The organism is Acidovorax cavernicola, from assembly GCF_003581445.1.
This window is the reverse complement of record NZ_QXMN01000001.1, coordinates 336174-353173: the sequence shown is the minus strand read 5'-3', so window position 1 is coordinate 353173 and position 17000 is coordinate 336174. Positions and strand designations below refer to the sequence as shown.

The window sequence follows — 17000 nt, the reverse complement described above, 5'->3', positions numbered from 1 at the left end:
GACGCAACCCGTAAACTTTCTTGCGGGCTGCCGACGTCGCGATGCGTGAACGTTCAGCTCAGCAGCACGATGCCGCCCGGCAGGCTGCGCAGCTTCACGCCGTACAGCTCCCGGATCATCACGAGCGCGTTGTCGATGCTGCGCAGCGACAGCTGCATGCGCACCGCCACGCGGCCCAGTGCCTCGTTGCGCAGGATGATCCGGCCTGGCCGGTAGCGGTTGATCTCCGCAATGACCTCGGCCAACGGCGTGCCGTCGAAAGACAGCACGCCCGTACCCCAGGTGCTCACGTTCGCCAGGTCGGCGCGCACCACCTCGTGCAGGCCGCTCGGGTCGTACACCACCTGCCGGCCCGCCTCGACCGAGCGTTGCTGTCCATTCACCGACACCAGCACGCGGCCGTCGAGGCAGGTCACGCAGACCTCAGGGCCGGTGTGGCGGATGTTGAAGCGCGCCCCGCGCGCCTGCAGCCGACCGCCACCGGCTTCGACGAACAACTCGGACTCGCCGGCGGTTGCGATCTCGGCTTCGCCGGCCACCAGCGCCAGCCCGCGCGCACCCTGGAGACGATTGATCTGCGTCTGCGTGTTCATGCGCACGCTGACGCCCTCGCCCAGCGCCACCTGCCGCTGCTCGCCGGTGGCGGTGCTGAAGTCGGCCGTCAGTTCTCCGACCGAAGGCCACAGGCCCAGCGGCGGATCGACCGCGAGCACGCCAGCAGTCACCGAGGCCGCGACCGCACCGCCCAGAAAGGCCCGCCGCCCCGGCGAATGCAGTGCATTCGACAACGCCGGCCAGAAGCGGTGGCCCTTCGCGCGGGAACGCGCGGCCTCGGCCTGCTGCGCTTGCTGTGCCTGTCTCTTGGCCTCTTCGGCCAGCAGCGGATCGAGCGCGGACCACACGCGCATCAGTTCGCGCCAGGCCTGGGCGTGGGCGGCACTCAACGCGGCCCATTGCTTGAAGGCGTCGGCATCGGCACGCGTGGCCTGGCCCGAATGCAGGCGTGCCCACCAGGCCCGCGCCTGGCGTTCCAGCTGGCCGCTTTCGCTGGATTCGGGATGGGGTGAAGACATGGCGCTCATCGTCAGTTGTGTCTCGGCCCGGCGAAGTGGCCGCGCTGCACCGCGTCCACGTCCGGCAAATGCTTCTTGCAATATTCCAGCGCCGCGCGCAGCTCTTTCTCGACGGTGCTCAGCGACACCTCGAAGCGCAGCGCGATCTCGCTGTTGAGCAGCCCTTCGACCCGCGCGGCCACGAGGATCTCGCGGCGCCGCGTCGGCATGCGCGCCAGCACCTGACTCAGCGCCTGCACGTCGCTGCGCGCGCTGGCTATGCGCTCGGGGTCGCCCGCCTCGTCCACCAGGTGCACCAGCGCGTCGATCTCGCCGCGCACCAGCAGCACGCTGTCGCGCCGGTAGCCGTCGGTCGCGATGTTGGCGGCCATGCGCAGCAGGTAGGCGTCGGCGTTGTGCACCGTGCCCGCGTCGCCCATGGCGGCGAGCCGCAGCCAGGTTTCCTGCATCGCGTCAGCCGCGTCGTCGCGCGAGCCGACGATGCGCTCGAGCTTGCCGCGCAGCTCGACATAGCGCGAGACCATGCGCGCGCGCAGCGTGGAAGCAAGGCTGTCGGTCATGGCGACGTCGGCCGCGGCGGCGCGCAGTCGGTGCGAGCGCCCGGCCCTTCCGGCAGCAGCAGCACCACGAGCGGTTGCGGCAGTGACGGCGGCGGCGGCGCGCCGACCGACAGCCGCTGCACCTTGAAGCGCACCGCGGCATCGCGGTCGGGCTCGCCCGTGGTGCTCAACAGGCGAAAACGGTCCACCGCGCCGCGTGCGTCCAGGTGCAACTGCAGCGCCAGCCGGTAGCTGCCTGGCCGCGTCTGCGTCGTATCGCACAGGGCGCCACGCAAGGCGTTCTGGACCTGTGCGGCATAGGCTTGATGCAAGACATCCCCTTCGTTGAAACCCGACCCTTCCAGGCCTGCCGCACCTGGCGACAGTCCCGTCTCCCCCGGCCCCGCAGCGGCCTGGCGGATCACCACCGAGGTCGCATTCGCGTAGCGCGCTTCCATGCCCGTGCCGGCCAGCATGGCCTCGAGCGCCTCGGCCGCACTCAGCGTGCCGCGCACCGGACCCGAAGGCCGCTGCGCGTGCTCGCCGTCGATCAGGATGTCCAGGCCGGTCATCCGGCTGTAGACATCGAGCGCATCGCCCAGCCGCTGCGGTGCGATGTCGAACGCCTGGCGTGCCGTCGATGCCGCCTTGGCCGCGAGACCCGGTGACTGCGCCTGCGCGCCCGTGCCCCAGGCCAGGCACCCGGCCAGCGCCCATGCACCGACCGATGCCGCATTCGCTCTCATACCGGTGGGACGCACAGGCTCCTGGGTGACTTCGTTCTTCCGCGCGCACAGAACTGCGGAAGGCCGTGGTCACGGTAGTGATCGACGGTGACGCACGCATGACATCCGTTCGGTCTTCGGACCCGCTGCAGACAGCGAAGAGGCCCCGGAAGCGGCCGCGCCGAAGCGCAGTCTCTTCACGGGGCCTGTCGGCCGGCGAACGGGCCACGCCCGTTCAGGCCGGACCGATCAGCAACTTACGGACGGCCCTTGCCGTTGCAGACACCGGCGAAGCCGATGCTCAGCGGGCTGGTGGCGGTCAGGAAGTTGGCGGCGATGGCGGCCTTCCAGTTGTTGTTCGCGGCCGGCGGCGTGCCGGGCGACGTGCCGTTCGGAATCACCACGAAGTTGTGGTTGTTGACGGGATCGGTCTCGATCAGGCCGTCATAGGTCGTGCCGGTCAGGCCCGTCAGCAGGTTCTTGACCTTGGTCTGGATGGCGGCATCCTTGTAGCACTGGTTCAGCAGCAGGTTCGTCGTACCGAAGATCGGGTACTCGGTGCCGGCGGCCGGCATCACGTAGGCGGGCACCCAGTTCAGCGGGTTGTTCGCCGCGCCGGTAGGCAGCACCTGCTTGGCAAGCGCGTTGCGGATGGAGCTGGCGGCCGGCAGCACGCCGTTGATCTTCGCGACAACAGCGTTGTTGGTGCCGGTGTAGTCCGGGTCCGGGCTGAGGTAGCCCACGCGCGCGTCGGTGGTCAGGGCGGTCTTCACGCCGCCGCTGCCGTTGGCGGAAACCCAGTTCGAGGGGATAACGTTCGCCGGCGAGAGCGCGCTGCCGACCACCGTGGCGAAGTTGTTCGACACCTTGAAGCCGGAGCCCGGGCAGGCGGCCACGAGGTAGCGGCTCAGCAGTTCGGTGGTGCCGCTGTTGTCGCTGCGGTAGACCACGTTCACGGTCGTCGTGTCGGCCGTGCCGCGCACCTGGCCCCAGGTCTGGCCGCCGGTCTTGTTGCTGAAGATCGCGCACATCTTGGCGCCGGACAGGTTCAGGTCGGCGATGCCGGCGCGCTTGTAGGGGATGAGCACCGAGGTGGCCACGGCGGGCACCTGGATCATCGGGCCCCAGCCGGTGGTGCCGGCGGCGTTGGCGTTGTAGGCGTCGAGTTCCGACTGGATCAGCGCCGAATCGCTGCCCGCGAAGTGCACCGACTGGCCGGTGGCCGGCCAGTTGGGGGTGCCGACCACCGATTCGTTCTTGAAGGCGGAGGCATTGTTGCTGATGAAGGCCGTCTTGCCAGCGCCGCTGCCGGTGCCGGTGTAGCTGAAGTTGGTGAGGCCGATGCCGCTGGGGAGCAGATCGTCATAGAGCAGTTCGGGCAGGGTCGCACCGCCGCCAACGGCGATCTGGGCGGAAGCGGCGCCGGCGGCCACGAGGGCTGCCATCATCACGGCCGACAGGGCGACCGACTTGAACTTTGCACGCATGGAAACTCCTTTGAAGGGACCAGAAAATTTGACTCGTGTCGCCCCTCTGGCGACGTGATCGATGGTGCGTGCGCGAGGTGACAGCCACCCGAAAAAAGCTCGGGAACATGCTCCCGTGAATACGCGCGGAACAGGTCGCTTGCGCGCGGCAAGCTCCCGAACATTCAACGCACCATCTGGTTGATTTCCATGATCGGCATGAGCACCGCGAGCACGATGGCCATGACCACGCCTCCCATGGCGAGGATCATCAGCGGCTCCAGCAGCGTGGTCAGGCGCATCGCGCGGCGCTCCAGATCTCGGGAGAGGTTCTGCGCCGCGCGCTCGAACATGGCCGCCAACGCTCCCGTCTTCTCGCCGCTGGCCACCAGATGCACGAGGTTCGACGGAAAAATCTTCTGCGCCTTCAGCGCCGCCGCGAGCGGTGTTCCCTCTTTCACGCGGCCCGTGGCCTCGAGCACGCAGCGGCGCAGCCACTCGTTACCCAGCGTCTGGCGCGCGGCTTCGAGCCCGCGCAGCAGCGGCACGCCCGCATCCATGAGGATCGCCAGCGTGGAGGCAAAGCGCGCCGTGTCCACGCCGAGCGCGTACCGCCCCACCAGCGGCAGGCGCAGCACGAGCGCATGCCAGCGCAGCCGGCGCCCCGCATCGCGCAGCGCGGCGCGGGCCAGCAACCCGGCACCCGCGCACACACCCGCCGTGAGCCAGCCCCATTCGCGCACGAAGGCGCTCGCCGCCAGCATCACCCGCGTGATGGTCGGCAGCTCCTGACGCGCTTGAGCAAATGCGCCGATGACCTGCGGCACGACATAGCCGAGCAGGAAGACGACGATGCACAAGGAGACGAAGCCCACGATGGCCGGGTAGATGAAGGCAGTGAGCACCTTGCCGCGCAGGGTGTCGCGGTTTTCGAGGTAGTCGGCCAGCCGTTCCATCACGCGTGCGAGGTCGCCCGAGTCTTCGCCGGCGCTGACAAGCGCGCGGTAGATCGGCGGGAAGTCGCGCGGCCGTTCGGCGAGCGCATCGGCCAGCCGCAGGCCGGCGCGCACACCGTCGCAGACCGCGCCCAGCGCCTCGGCGACATGGCGGCGCTCGGCCTGTTCGATGGTGGCGACCAGCGCGGCTTCGAGCGTGAGACGTGCACCCAGCAGGCTCGCGAGTTCGCGCGTGGCCCAGCACAGGTCGGCCGCACCGAGCCTGGGTTGCAGCCAGGCCAGCGTGCTGCCGCTGGCCGCTTGTTCGCGGATGCCCAGCGGCGTCAGGCCACGTTCCCGCAACTGGGCCCGGACGGATCGCGCGGACTCGCCCTCGGTGCTCCCGCGCTGCACCTCACCGGCCGCGTTCGCCGCTTCGTACTGGAACCGTGCCATGGCGAACGCCCTTCCCTCAGGCGTCGCGCGTGACGCGCAATATTTCCTCGGCGGTGGTCACGCCTTCGCGCACCCAGCGTTGACCGTCCTCGCGCATCGAACGCATGCCGTGTCGCACGGCGGCGGCGCGCATCGCCTGCTCGTCGCCACCTTCGTGAATCAGTCGCCGGATGTCGTCGTGCACCACGAACAGTTCGTGGATGCCCGTGCGCCCCTTGAAGCCCGACTGGCCGCAGGCCGTGCAGCCCACGGGCACATAGACCGTGCGGCCGTCGTCCTGCACGCGCGGCGCCTTGCAGGCCGGGCACAGGCAGCGCACCAGTCGCTGCGCCAGCACACCCAGCAGCGAGGACGACAGCAGGAAGGGCTCGATGCCCATGTCGGTCATGCGCGTGACGGCCGACACCGCATCGTTGGTGTGCAGCGAGGCCAGCACGCCGTGCCCCGTGAGCGAAGACTGCACCGCGATCTGCGCGGTTTCCAGGTCGCGGATTTCACCGATCATGAGGTTGTCGGGGTCCTGCCGCAGCGCCGCGCGCAGGGCCGCGCCGAAGGTCATGCCGATCTTGGCGTGCACCGGGATCTGGCCGATGCCCGGCAGGTCGTATTCCACCGGATCTTCGACGGTGAGGATGTTGCTGGTGCCCAGGTCGAGTTGGCCCAGCGCGGCGTACAGCGTGGTGGTCTTGCCGCTGCCCGTGGGGCCGGTGACCAGCACGATGCCGTGGGGCTGGCGCACCAGCCGCGTGAGTTCGGCCAGCGTGTCGCTCGCCATGCCCAGCCGTTCGAGCCGCAGCCGGCCGGCGTCTTTCTCGAGCAGCCGCAGCACGGCGCGCTCGCCATGCGCCGTGGGGACGGTCGACACGCGCACGTCGATCGGCCGCCCGCCCACGCGCAGCGTGATGCGTCCGTCCTGCGGCAGTCGCTTTTCGGCGATGTCGAGCTGCGACATGATCTTGATGCGCGAGATCAGCGCCGCATGCAGCGCCCGGCGCGGCGTGACCACGTCGCGCAGCGTGCCGTCGACGCGAAAGCGCACCACCGAATGGGTCTCGAAGGATTCGAGGTGCACGTCGCTCGCGCCGTCGCGCGCGGCCTGCGTGAGCAGCGCGTTGATCATGCGGATGACGGGCGCATCGTCCTGCGCGTCGAGCAGGTCGGTGACGGCCGGGATGTCCTGCATCAGCCGCGCCAGGTCGACCTGCTGTTCCACCGCCCCGACCACCGAGGCGGCATCGCCGGCTTCGGCGTGGCGCTCGGCGAGCAGGCCGTCCATCTGCGCATCGTCGATCTGCCGCAGCGGCAATCCGCCCAGCAGGCGGCGCGCCTCGACCACCGCCCAGCCGGGCGTGCGCGGGCTGACCGCCAGGAAGGCCGCGTCGCCCTCGCGCTGCACCGCGACGCGCTGGCTGCGGGCCCAGGCCTGGGGCAATGCGACTTCGGCGTGTGCTCCGTTCATGGGGGTCATGGCGTCACCACCAGTTCGGGCCGATAGCCCAGCTCACGCAGCACGGCCACCGCGTTGTCGACGGCCTGCGGCTCGCGCGGCACGTCCACGCGCACCATCGCGCCCTCCCCGCCCGGGCCGCCGACGATGTAGGCGCCGATGCCGCTCACACGCACGCGCTGCACGATGCGCAGCGCGTCCTGCTCGGTCTTCGTGTCGGCGAACTGCACCACCGTGACCTTGTCGTTGGCGCCGCCGTACAGCGCGGCCGGGTCGGATTCGACCGTCACGCCCGCCGGCAGCCGCGAGCGCTGCGTCGGTGGGGGCGGCGGCGCCGCCGCGGGTGCCTGGCGCACCGCGCTGGCCGTGGCGGTGGGCGGCGGCGGTTGGTCGCGCGTGTGCTCCCAGCTCTGGGGGCGCAGGTCGACCTCGGGCGTGGACAGCGGGCGGCGAAGACTCGGCACATCGGCGGGCGGCAGCACGGGCGCGCCGGTGTCGGGCAGCAAGCCGTGCGCCATCGGGCGCGCGCGGCCCTGCTGCAGGCGCATGAAGTTGTAGCGATCGAGGGTGAGCCCGCGGCTGGCGTTGGCGTCGCGGATCACGTAGGGCCGCAGGAACACCATCAGGTTGGTCTTGACGCGCTGGCGCTTGTCGTAGCGGAACAGGTTGCCCAGCACCGGCAGTGAGCCCAGGCCGGGCACGGCCTCGGTGCCGTTGGCCACGCTGTCTTCCATCAGCCCGCCCAGCACCATGATCTGGCCGTCGTCCACGAGGATGCTGGTGTCCAGCGCGCGCTTGTTGGTGACGATGCCGGCCGCGCCCGAGGTCTGCTCGTCGATGCTCGACACCTCCTGGTAGATGTCGAGCTTGACCGTGCCGCCCTCGGAAATCTGCGGCCGGATGTTGAGCTTCAGGCCGATGTCCTCGCGCTGGATGGTCTGGAACGGGTTGGTGCTGCTGTTGCCGTTGGTGATGTACTGGCCGCTCACGAAGGGCACGGTCTTGCCGACCATGATCGAGGCGGGCTCGTTGTCCAGCGTGAGGATGTTCGGCGTCGAGAGGATGTTGGCGCCGTCCTTGGCCTGCAGCGCGCGCGCCAGCACCTTCAGGTTGAGCACCTCGCCCACGCCCGGCAGCTTGATGGTGCCGTCGACCACGCCGATGCTCAGGCCGCGCGGCACCGCATCGATGGTGGTGCGCGCATCGGCATTGAGGCCCGAGCCGCCGAAGTTGGTGCCGCCGCGCACGCGGCCGTTGTTGCCGCCGGCCATCCACTGGATACCCAGCTCGGCCGCGTCGCGCTCGGTGACCTCGACGATCAGGCTTTCGACCAGCACCTGCGCGCGTCGCTGGTCGAGCAGGTCGATCACGCTGCGCAGGCTGCGGTACATCGGGTCGGGCGCCGCGATGATGAGCGTGTTGGTGGTGGCGTCGGCCTGCACGGTGACGCCGCCGCTGGAGAACGCGGTGGAGGTGCCGCCGGTGCCGCCTGTTGCACCCTGCGCCTGGCCGGTAGCGCCGCCAGCCACGCCGCGCAGGCCGCCGAGTTTTCCTGCGGTACCTCCCGAGCCGGTTGCGCCGCCGGTCGCGGATGGGCTGCCGTTGGCCGATGCCCCGTTTGCCGCACTACCATTCGCCGCCCCAGCCCCGCCGAGCATGCCGCCCGCGCCCAGCGCGGCACGCACCGAGCTGCCACCGCCGCCCGTGGCGGATTGATCGCCCGACTCGCCGGTGAGCAGCCCGCGCAGCACATTCGCCAGGTGCACGGCCTGGGCGTTGCGCAGGTAGACCACGTGCAGGTTGCCCGGGTCGCCCTGCGCGCTCTCGAGCTTGCCGATGAGTTCACGCGCCAGCGCCGTGCGGCCCGGGCTGCTGGAGCGGATCACGATGCTGTTGGAGCGCGGATCGGCCAGCACCACGATGTCGCGCCGGCCCTTCTCGCCGCTGCCTTCGAGCAGTTCGGTGGCGAGCGCGGCGATGTCGGTGGCGATGCCGTTGCGCAGCTTCACCAGCTGGGCGTCGAGCGCGGTCGGCGTGTCGATGCTTTCGATGATGCGTGCCAGCCGTTCGAGGTTGTCGATGTAGTCGGTCACGACCAGCGTGTTGTTGGCGCCGTAGGCCGCGATGCTGTTCTCGGCCGCGACCAGCGGCTTGAGCACAGGCACCATCGCCTCGGCGTTCTCGTAGTTGAGCCGGAAGGTGCGGGTCGCGAGCCCGCCGCCGACGCCGCCACCACGCGCGTTGACCGAACCGCCCTGCAGCTTCGCGTCGGCCACGGGCACGACGCGGCTCACCTCGCCCACATCGACGATCGCGAAGCCGCGCATGCGCAGCGCCGAGGCCAGCATGCCGTAGGCGGTGGCGGCCGGCACTTCGCCTTCGGAGACCAGCGTGATCTGGCCCTTCACGCGCGGATCGAACAGGAAGTTGCGCCCCAGGAAGCGGGCCAGCGCGGAGACCACCGAGGTGATGTCGGCATCGACGAAGTTCAGCACCACGCGTTCCTCGGCGCCGGCGCGCGGCGCGGCCTTGGCGGGAAGTGGCGCGGGTGCGGCCCCTGCCGCTGCGAAGACCCCCAGGCAGCATGCCGCGGTCCATCGGCGCAGGGCCGTGCCCTTTCGATCTCGTGTCACTGGCCATCCTTGTTGAGTTGTGTGGACTGCAGTGCCACCGCGCCGCGCACGCGGCCCTGCGGCGTGCTGTCGTTTGCGTCGGAACCGTCGAGGCTGTCGATGCTCTCCAGTTCCACCCGTGTGATCTCCAGGTCGCGGCGCGCGGAGACCGCGACGAGCCAGGCGAACACCTGCGCGGCCGGCACGGGCTCCGGGAACTCGACGCGCCAGGCGCGGGCGGGCTGCGACGGGCTTCCGGCTGCAGGAGGGCCATCGGCCACAGCGTCGTGCAGGCGGTAGCGCCCGCGCAGGCCGGCGCGATCGAGAGCGGCATCAATACCGCCTGCCGCACTGTTGGGCGTGGCGTGCGCGCTGGGCACGTCGGCCAGCAGCTTGTCGAGTTCGGCCGACTGGGCCCGCAACTTCGGCAGGTCGCGCTGCCAGCGGGCGACGGTGTCGAGCGCCGGGCGGGTCAGGCCCAGCCAGAGGATCGCCAGTGCAACGGTCAGCGCCGCGACGCCCACTCCCAGGCGGTCGCGTGCGGGGAGCCCGTGCCAACGGCTCGCCGCCTCGCGCGCCATCTTTCGCGCGGGGTCGAGGGAACGGGTCATGTAGGACAGGTTCACTGTGCTTCTTTCTCTGCACGCGCCACAGCCGGGGTGATGCGCAGTGCGCCGGCGTCCGGATCGGCGGACAAGCCCTGCTCGCGCGCCTGCGCCTGCAACATGCGCAGGGCTTCGGTGTTCGGCGCCGCGCCGTCGCGCCAGCGGATGCGCAGCTCGCCCGTCGTGTAGTTCAGTGCCTGGACCTGCCCGGCAGGCAATTGCGCGAGCAAGCCCACCGCCGCGCGCGACAACGCCGCGTAGTCGTTGCCGACCGTGGCCTGCGGCAGTTGCCCCGCCCTCGCCTCCTTCTGCTGGCGCGCCTGCTGTACGGGGTTGACGACCACGGGCAGCTCGGGAAAGGCGGCCTTGACCCGCGCGGCCATCTGGCGCTTCAGGGCCTGCCCCTCGGTCGCGAGCTGGCCGGCGTGGACGTGAAGGCCGGTGATCCATACGACGGCGGCGACTGCGCCCCATGCGGCTGCGGGTCGGAACCATGTCGCAAAGCCTGCGTGGTTCCGGGATGGATCGTTTGCGGGCAGTGCCCAGCGCCAGCCGTCGCCTGACCACTGTGACACCTTGTCGGCTTCGTCGATCCACTGCACGGCCGGAGCCGGTGTGTCGCCACACGCCGCGAGTGCCATATCGCGCTCCATGCCATCGGGCAGCTCCTGAATGAAGCCCGCGCCCGTGCCGGTCCTCACCACGAGCCAGCGGCCGGATTGCAGACCGGTCCATCCTTGTGTCGGGCATGGCAGGAAGGCCGTCAGCAGACTCAGTTCGCGCGGCGCGATGCCGTGCCGGCGCAACAGCACCAGCCAGCGAATCATCGCGTCGCGTGCGATCCATGCGGCCGGCACCGTGCCATCGGACCCACGCGGACCAACGCCAATCACGAGGCTTTCGAGCGGCTGCAACGCACAGGGCTCCACGGCCCCAAGCACCGCCGCATGCAGGCGCCGACCGGTCAATGGCGGCAGCGTGAAGCTCGCCAGCGCCACTTCGCCGGGCGGCAAGGCGACATCAACACGCCGTGCCTGAAAGCGACCAGCCATAGCACTCAGAGCAACCAGACCGCCGTCATGCCACCGGCCATCGGCATCGCGCCAGCCGCAGCGAACTTCGGCATCGACGGCATCCTCACCCGGCCAGGGCGGCAGCTGCAGACGCAAGCGCGCGACCTTCACACGCCCTCCCGCAGCCAGACCACGCGCGGCAGGTTCGTCTTGTCGTCCTGCAGCAGCGCCACCTGCACGTATTTCGTGCGCGGCGTATCGAGCACGCTGGCGACGCGGAACCAGTTGCTGTCGATACCGATGCGCACGTCCCGCTCATCGAGCACGGGCATCTGCAGGCGATTGGCAAAGTCGCCGCGGTTGATGAACCACTGGCCACGGTCGCGGGCGGCGAGCATGGCGCGCGCCTTGTCCAACGCGAGGCCGGGCACGCCGGCCGCCAGCAACTCGGCGCTGGCCGTGTTCGCGTTGATCCAGGTGCGCGCCGGCAGCATGGTGACGAACGGCGCGAGTCGCGCGAGCACGCTGGCATCGATGCCGGGCACGGCCAGCAGGTCTTCCAGCACGCGTGGGCGCGGGGCCTGCGGGGCGCGTGGCAGTTCGGACGGCAGGCCCAGCGTTGCGGCCAATGTGTCGGCCGCCGCATCGGGAGCGGTCTGCGCCGCCTCGCCTTCGGGGTCGGCGATGCTGCCCACCACCCGCCGCACGAGAGCCTGTGCCTGTGCCTGCGACACGCCCGTCATGGCGCACAGCCGGTTGAACACGGCCATCTCGGCGGGGTCGATGCGCCCCCGGTCGACGAGGTTGCGCAGGTTGAACTTGCCCTGTTCGTCGGTGATTTCGCTCAGTAGCCGTGCGCCGTCGGCGGCCACCTGCCCTGCCACGGGCCCGGCGAGCGGCCGATTCCAAAGTCCGTCGAGCCGCGTGGTCGGTTCACGCACGGCTTCGGCGCGCAACAGCCGCTGCGCCGCGCCCAGTTCCCCGCGCAGCAGCCAGCGCGCCTGCACGCGCGACTGCTCGCCCTGCGTGGTGCGGATGAAGGCCGACTGCCGCCCCAGCAAGGCGGCAGCCAGCGCAGCGATCACCGCGACGATCAGCAGCGCGCTGACCACCGCCATGCCGCGCATGTGAAGTCGCAGCCGCCGCCGATCTGTTCCGATCCCCGCCATCGCGCCCACGGTGCCGTTCCCGCGCTACCAGGAGCCGATGTCCGCGTTGGCCTTTTCTCCGTCGGGTTCGCCGTCGGCGCCCAGCGAGAACACATCGATCTCGCCATGCGTGCCGGGATTCAGGTACTGGTAGGCATTGCCCCACGGGTCCTGGGGCAGGCGTTCGAGGTAGGTGCGCCAGTTGGTGGGTACCTTGCCCGTGACCGGTTTTTCGACGAGCGCGCGCAGGCCCTGCGTGGCGCTGGGATAGGCGCCGTTGTCCAGGCGATAGAGCTTCAGCCCCTGCATGATCGCGGCCACGTCCTGCCGCGCCGCGGTGGCGCGGGCCTGGTCGGGGCGGTCCATCAGGCTGGGCACGATCAGCGCTGCCAGCACGCCGATGATGACCAGCACCACCATCAGTTCGATGAGGGTGAATGCCCGCTCGGCACGGCGACGGATTGAACGGGCGGCCATGTTCCACAACTCCCGGGAAAAGACTTCACAAGGACAACGACGAGCACTGCGGGCCATCCTCGCAGCGGCGCATGTCAGTCCGATTGAAAATCCTCGGGAGTTCTGTGACGGCCCCTCAGTCCTCCAGCGTTTCCACGCGCAGCGCGATCACCGGCCCGGCCACGACCGGGCTGGCCTGCAACGCATGCAGCGCAAGGTCGACTGCGCTCTGCAGCGCCGACTCGGTCAGCACCAGCACCTGCGGCGTCGCATCGGCCGGCCCGTTCGCCAGCACGAGTTGCCGCACCGGCAGGCGCTGCGCGGCCAGCAGATCGGCCACGGCCGCGATGTCGGTCGCCGCCTGCACCGGCACCCGCAGGTAGTGCGCGCTGCGCACCGCCGCGCGCGGCAGCACGGGCAACTCGCGCACCGCATGCGCGTGAAAGCCGGTGTGCGGCACGCGCTGGCCCGCGTGGGTACCGTCCAGGCGCGCCACGTCGACCAGGTCGGCGATCACGGCCGAGGCGGTCTGCTCCGAGCCGGCGCCCGCGCCGTAGTACATCGTGACGCCCGCCGCGTCGGCCTTGACCATGATGCCGTTCATCGAGCCGTTGACCTGCGCCAGCAGGTGCGTCGCGGGCACCAGCGCGGGCTGCACGCGCAGCTCCACGCCATCCTCGCCTTCATTGGAGCGGCGGCGCGCCACGCCCAACAGCTTGACGCGAAAGCCCAGTTGCTCCGCGCAGGCCACGTCGATGCGCTGCAGCGCGGTGATGCCCTCGACCTGCGCGTCGGCAAAGCGCACCGGCATGCCGAAGGCGTTGGCAGCCAGCAGCGCAGTCTTGTGGGCGGCGTCGACGCCCTCGATGTCGAAGGCCGGGTCGGCCTCGGCATAGCCCAGCGCCTGGGCCTGCGCGAGCGCGTCGGCAAAGTCCAGGCCCTCGTCGCGCATCTTGCTCAGGATGAAGTTGGTGGTGCCGTTGACGATGCCCGCCACCCATTCGATGCGGTTGGCCGTGAGGCCCTCGCGCAGCGCCTTCACGATCGGGATGCTCACCGCCACCGCGCCTTCGTACATCACGGCCACGCCTTGCGCGCTGGCGGCGGCGAAGATCTCCGGGCCGTGCACGGCCAGCAGCGCCTTGTTGGCCGTGACCACGTGCTTGCCGTGCGCAATGGCCGCCAGCACCCAGTCGCGCGCCGGGCCGGTGCCACCGGCCACCTCGACGACCACGTCGACATCGGGATCGGTCGCGATCTGCATCGGATCGGCCGTGAGCGCCACGCCCTCGCCGACGATCTCCTGGGCACGCGCGAGGTTGCGCGCCGCCACCATCGTCACCTCGATGCCGCGCCCGGCACGTGCGGCGATCACGGCCTGGTTGCGGGCCAGCACGCGGAAAGTGCCCGAGCCCACGGTGCCGATGCCGATCATGCCGACGCGCAAGGGGCGAATGGCCGCGTCGCGGCTAGGCTGGGGCAGGAAGGACGAGACGGGATCGCGGTACATGGGCTTCTCCAAACAACGAACGAACAGGACAAAACAAAAAAACCCAGCTGCCAGCTGGGTTTCGTTCATTCGGGAGAAGAGACACCAGGTGGCTGCCGGAGCGGCCACCCTGCGCGTGCTCAGGGGGCCGCGGCGGTCATGGTGGTAATCATTCGTGCATTCACTGCGTCGCTCGTTCGCACGCAAGCGACGAACGGCATCGTGCGGCCGAGAACGGCGGCGCTGGATGCTGCAACGGGGGAAAGTGAAAGGCACGACATGAGCCGCGGAGTGTACACGCGGTGCTTGCGGCACGCCCCGATACGGGCAAACTAGGGCATGGACAAGCATTTCCTGACCCCTCTGTTCGCCCCGGCATCCATCGTGGCCTTCGTCGGCCAGCCCAGCGATCCGGGGGGGCAGACCGCCCTGGGTCACACGCTGCGGCAAGCCTTCCGCGCCGACCGTTTCGACGGCACGCTGCGCTTTCTCGATGTGCGCACCCAGGGCACGCTCGAAGAGCTGGCACAGACGCATGCCGACCTGGCGCTGATCGCGCTGGCGCCGCGCGACGTGGCCGCCGCGCTCGAAATCGCGGGCCGCATCGGCTGCAAGGCCGCGGCGGTGCTCTCCACCGGCATCGCCGCCGATCAGGCGGCGCAGTGGCGCAAGATCGCGCGCCGCGAAGGCGTGCACCTGCTGGGCCCCAATTCGCTGGGCTTCCAGCGCCCGCCGCTGCACCTGAATGCCAGCGTGGCCGGGCCACTCGCGCGCACCGGGCCGCTGGCGCTGGTGTCGCAGTCGGGGGCGCTCACGGCATCGATGCTCGACTGGGCGCGGCAGAACGGCGTGGGCTTCTCGAGCGTGGTTTCGCTCGGGCCGCACACCTCGATCGACATCCCGCAAGTGCTCGACTTCCTGGCCAACGACTCCGCCACGCACAGCATCATCGTGTACCTCGAAGGCATTGCCGACGCGCGCCGCTTCATGAGCGCGCTGCGCTCGGCCTCGCACGCCAAGCCGGTGGTGGTGCTCAAGGCGGGCCGCAAGCCCGCCGGCAACGAAGCCGCGCAGACGCACAGTGCCGCCATCGTCGGCAGCGACGACGTGTTCGACGCCGCCCTGCGCCGCGCGGGCGCGGTGCGGGTGCGCTCCTTCGTCGAGCTGTTCTCGGCCGCCAAGTGCCTGGCCTCGCGCTACCGGCCGGTGGGCAAGCGGCTGGCCGTGGTCACCAACGGCGGCGGCCCCGGCGTGCTGGCGGCGGACTGGATCAACGAGATCGGTCTGGACCTGGGCCGTCTCTCCGCACCCGCGCAGAAGCTGCTGCAGCCTTCACTGCCCGCGCTGGCGTCGCTCACCGATCTCATCGACCTGTCGGAAGACGCCACGCCCGCGCACTTCCGCGCGGCCATCGACACCGCCTCGGCCGACAGCCAGATCGACGGCGTGCTGGCCATCTTCTCGCCCAAGGCCGGCAGCGACGCGGCCGCCACGGCGCGCGCGCTGGCCGACATTCCGCGCCCCATGCCCAAGCCACTGCTGTCGTGCTGGATGGGCGATGCCTCCGTGGGCGATGCGCGGGCGGTGCTGGCCGAGGCCACCATCCCGAGCTTTCGCACGCCCGAGGCGGCCGTGGGCGCCTTCGGCAACATCGCGGCCTTCTACCAGAACCAGCAGCTGCTGCAGCAGACGCCGCCGCCGCTGTCCGCGCTGGCCAAGCCCGACATCGACGGTGCGCGCCTGCTCATCGAGAGCGTGCTGGCCGAGCGGCGCAAGGTGCTGACCGAGATGGAGTCGAAGTCGCTGCTGTCGTGCTTTCACATCCCGATCACGCGCACGCTGCTCGCGCGCAGCGCCAACGAGGCCATGATGATCGCCACGCAGCTGGGCTTTCCGGTGGCGCTCAAGATCGACTCGCCCGACATCTCGCACAAGTCGGACGTCGAGGGCGTGGCCCTGAACGTGATGAACGGCACCAGCGCGCGCGACACCTACCTCGAGATGATGGAGCGCGTGGCGCGCCTCGCGCCCGACGCCCGCATCAACGGCGTGACCGTGCAGAAGATGGTGCGCGCGCGGCGCGGGCGCGAGATCTACGTGGGCCTCGTGACCGACCAGCCCTTCGGCCCGGTGATCGTCTTCGGCGCGGGCGGCACCATGATCGAGCTGATGAACGACCGCGCGATGGAGCTGCCGCCGCTCAACCAGTTCCTGGCGCGCCACCTCATCGAGCGTTCGCGCGTGGCCGAGACGCTGGGCGAATGGCGCGGCGCCAACGCGGTGAACATGGAGGCCATCGAGGACGTGCTGCTGCGCGTGTCCGAGATGGTGTGCGAGCTGCCCGAGCTGCGCGAGATGGACATCAACCCCATCATCGTGGACGAGGACGGCGCGGTGTCGGTCGATGCGCGCATCGTCGTCGACAGCAGCACCCAGGCTGTGGCGGGCCCGGCGGGCAACGGCTACCAGCACCTGGCCATCATGCCGTACCCCGCGCGCTACCGGCGTGAATGGCCGCTGCCCGGTGGCGGCGCGTACGTCGTGCGGCCGGTGCATCCGAACGATGCGCAGATGCTGCAGGCGTTGGTGCAGGGCCTGTCGCCCGAGAGCCGGTGGTTCCGCTTCGTGTCGCGCTTCCACGAGCTGCCGCCGTCGATGCTGTCGCGCTTCACCCTTATCGACTACGACCGTGAGATGGCGCTGGTCGCCACCGTGATGGAGCGCAGCGACGCGCCCGATGGCAGCGTCCTCGAGACCGAGCGCATCATCGGCGTGTCGCGCTACATCACCAACCCCGACCAGACCAGCTGCGAGTTCTCGCTCGTGGTGGCCGACGAGTTCAGCGGCAAGGGCATCGGCTCGCGCCTGATGGAAAGCATCATCGACGTGGCGCGCGACCGCGGCCTCTCGGAGATGGACGGACTCGTGCTGGCCGGCAACCCCGACATGCTCAAGCTGGTGCGCCGGCTGGGTTTCTCGGTGAAGTCCTTCCCCGAGGACCCGGACTTCAAGCTGGTGACCTACCCGCTGTAGCCG

General features: G+C 70.2%; 13 protein-coding genes. 1 reads left to right on the top strand and 12 read right to left on the bottom strand.

Annotated features, from left to right (window positions below; all coding sequences use genetic code 11):
- Positions 1–53: 53 nt before the first annotated feature.
- The 12 genes from D3H34_RS01675 to D3H34_RS01620 all read right to left on the bottom strand — a co-directional run bounded on the left by D3H34_RS01675 (position 54) and on the right by D3H34_RS01620 (position 13985).
- Positions 54–1073 (bottom strand): FecR family protein, encoded by a 1020-nt coding sequence (locus D3H34_RS01675; protein ID WP_119551929.1) that lies wholly within the window; start codon positions 1071–1073, stop codon positions 54–56.
- An 11-nt stretch (positions 1074–1084) separates the two neighbouring features.
- Positions 1085–1633, bottom strand: coding sequence for an RNA polymerase sigma factor (locus D3H34_RS01670; RefSeq protein ID WP_119551600.1), 549 nt, complete (start codon positions 1631–1633; stop codon positions 1085–1087).
- Positions 1630–2373 (bottom strand): hypothetical protein, encoded by a 744-nt coding sequence (locus D3H34_RS01665; protein WP_205736650.1) that lies wholly within the window; start codon positions 2371–2373, stop codon positions 1630–1632. The genes D3H34_RS01670 and D3H34_RS01665 overlap by 4 nt, the downstream gene beginning before the upstream one ends.
- 221 nt (positions 2374–2594) lie before the next feature.
- Complete coding sequence (locus D3H34_RS01660; protein WP_119551596.1) at positions 2595–3824, bottom strand: substrate-binding domain-containing protein; 1230 nt, start codon at positions 3822–3824, stop codon at positions 2595–2597.
- A gap of 164 nt (positions 3825–3988) precedes the next feature.
- The gene (gene gspF, locus D3H34_RS01655) at positions 3989–5194 is read right to left on the bottom strand and encodes a type II secretion system inner membrane protein GspF (RefSeq protein ID WP_119551594.1); all 1206 of its coding nucleotides are present in this window, start codon (positions 5192–5194) and stop codon (positions 3989–3991) included.
- Between the two features lie 16 nt (positions 5195–5210).
- Complete coding sequence (gspE, locus tag D3H34_RS01650) at positions 5211–6653, bottom strand: type II secretion system ATPase GspE (protein ID WP_119551592.1); 1443 nt, start codon at positions 6651–6653, stop codon at positions 5211–5213.
- A gap of 5 nt (positions 6654–6658) precedes the next feature.
- Positions 6659–9274: a type II secretion system secretin GspD gene (gene gspD, locus D3H34_RS01645; protein ID WP_286185339.1), complete on the bottom strand. Its 2616-nt coding sequence runs from the start codon at positions 9272–9274 to the stop codon at positions 6659–6661.
- Positions 9271–9864, bottom strand: coding sequence for a type II secretion system protein M (locus D3H34_RS01640; protein WP_147400356.1), 594 nt, complete (start codon positions 9862–9864; stop codon positions 9271–9273). The genes gspD and D3H34_RS01640 overlap by 4 nt, the downstream gene beginning before the upstream one ends.
- An 11-nt stretch (positions 9865–9875) precedes the next feature.
- Complete coding sequence (gene gspL / locus D3H34_RS01635) at positions 9876–11042, bottom strand: type II secretion system protein GspL (protein WP_119551588.1); 1167 nt, start codon at positions 11040–11042, stop codon at positions 9876–9878.
- Positions 11039–11989 carry a type II secretion system minor pseudopilin GspK gene (gene gspK, locus D3H34_RS01630; protein WP_167481096.1) on the bottom strand — a complete coding sequence of 317 codons (951 nt, stop codon included), beginning with the start codon at positions 11987–11989 and terminating at the stop codon, positions 11039–11041. The genes gspL and gspK overlap by 4 nt, the downstream gene beginning before the upstream one ends.
- 75 nt (positions 11990–12064) lie before the next feature.
- Positions 12065–12496: a type II secretion system major pseudopilin GspG gene (gene gspG / locus D3H34_RS01625; protein WP_119551584.1), complete on the bottom strand. Its 432-nt coding sequence runs from the start codon at positions 12494–12496 to the stop codon at positions 12065–12067.
- Positions 12497–12611: 115 nt separating this feature from the next.
- Positions 12612–13985, bottom strand: a complete 1374-nt coding sequence (locus tag D3H34_RS01620; protein WP_119551582.1) for a homoserine dehydrogenase — start codon at positions 13983–13985, stop codon at positions 12612–12614.
- A 318-nt stretch (positions 13986–14303) separates the two neighbouring features.
- On the opposite strand from D3H34_RS01620, the gene D3H34_RS01615 reads away from it, so the two are divergent.
- A complete protein-coding gene (locus D3H34_RS01615; RefSeq protein WP_119551580.1) occupies positions 14304–16997 on the top strand; it encodes a bifunctional acetate--CoA ligase family protein/GNAT family N-acetyltransferase in 2694 nt (897 codons plus the stop codon).
- Positions 16998–17000 lie beyond the last annotated feature (3 nt).

Coding starts and splice junctions, on each gene's coding strand:
- D3H34_RS01675 (WP_119551929.1), bottom strand. CDS start 1,073: ATGTCTTCACCCCATCCCGAATCCAGCGAAAGCGGCCAGCTGGAACGC.
- gspF (WP_119551594.1), bottom strand. CDS start 5,194: ATGGCACGGTTCCAGTACGAAGCGGCGAACGCGGCCGGTGAGGTGCAG.
- gspG (WP_119551584.1), bottom strand. CDS start 12,496: ATGGCCGCCCGTTCAATCCGTCGCCGTGCCGAGCGGGCATTCACCCTC.
- D3H34_RS01660 (WP_119551596.1), bottom strand. CDS start 3,824: ATGCGTGCAAAGTTCAAGTCGGTCGCCCTGTCGGCCGTGATGATGGCA.
- D3H34_RS01640 (WP_147400356.1), bottom strand. CDS start 9,864: ATGACCCGTTCCCTCGACCCCGCGCGAAAGATGGCGCGCGAGGCGGCG.
- gspE (WP_119551592.1), bottom strand. CDS start 6,653: ATGAACGGAGCACACGCCGAAGTCGCATTGCCCCAGGCCTGGGCCCGC.
- D3H34_RS01615 (WP_119551580.1), top strand. CDS start 14,304: ATGGACAAGCATTTCCTGACCCCTCTGTTCGCCCCGGCATCCATCGTG.
- gspK (WP_167481096.1), bottom strand. CDS start 11,989: ATGGCGGTGGTCAGCGCGCTGCTGATCGTCGCGGTGATCGCTGCGCTG.
- D3H34_RS01620 (WP_119551582.1), bottom strand. CDS start 13,985: ATGTACCGCGATCCCGTCTCGTCCTTCCTGCCCCAGCCTAGCCGCGAC.
- D3H34_RS01670 (WP_119551600.1), bottom strand. CDS start 1,633: ATGACCGACAGCCTTGCTTCCACGCTGCGCGCGCGCATGGTCTCGCGC.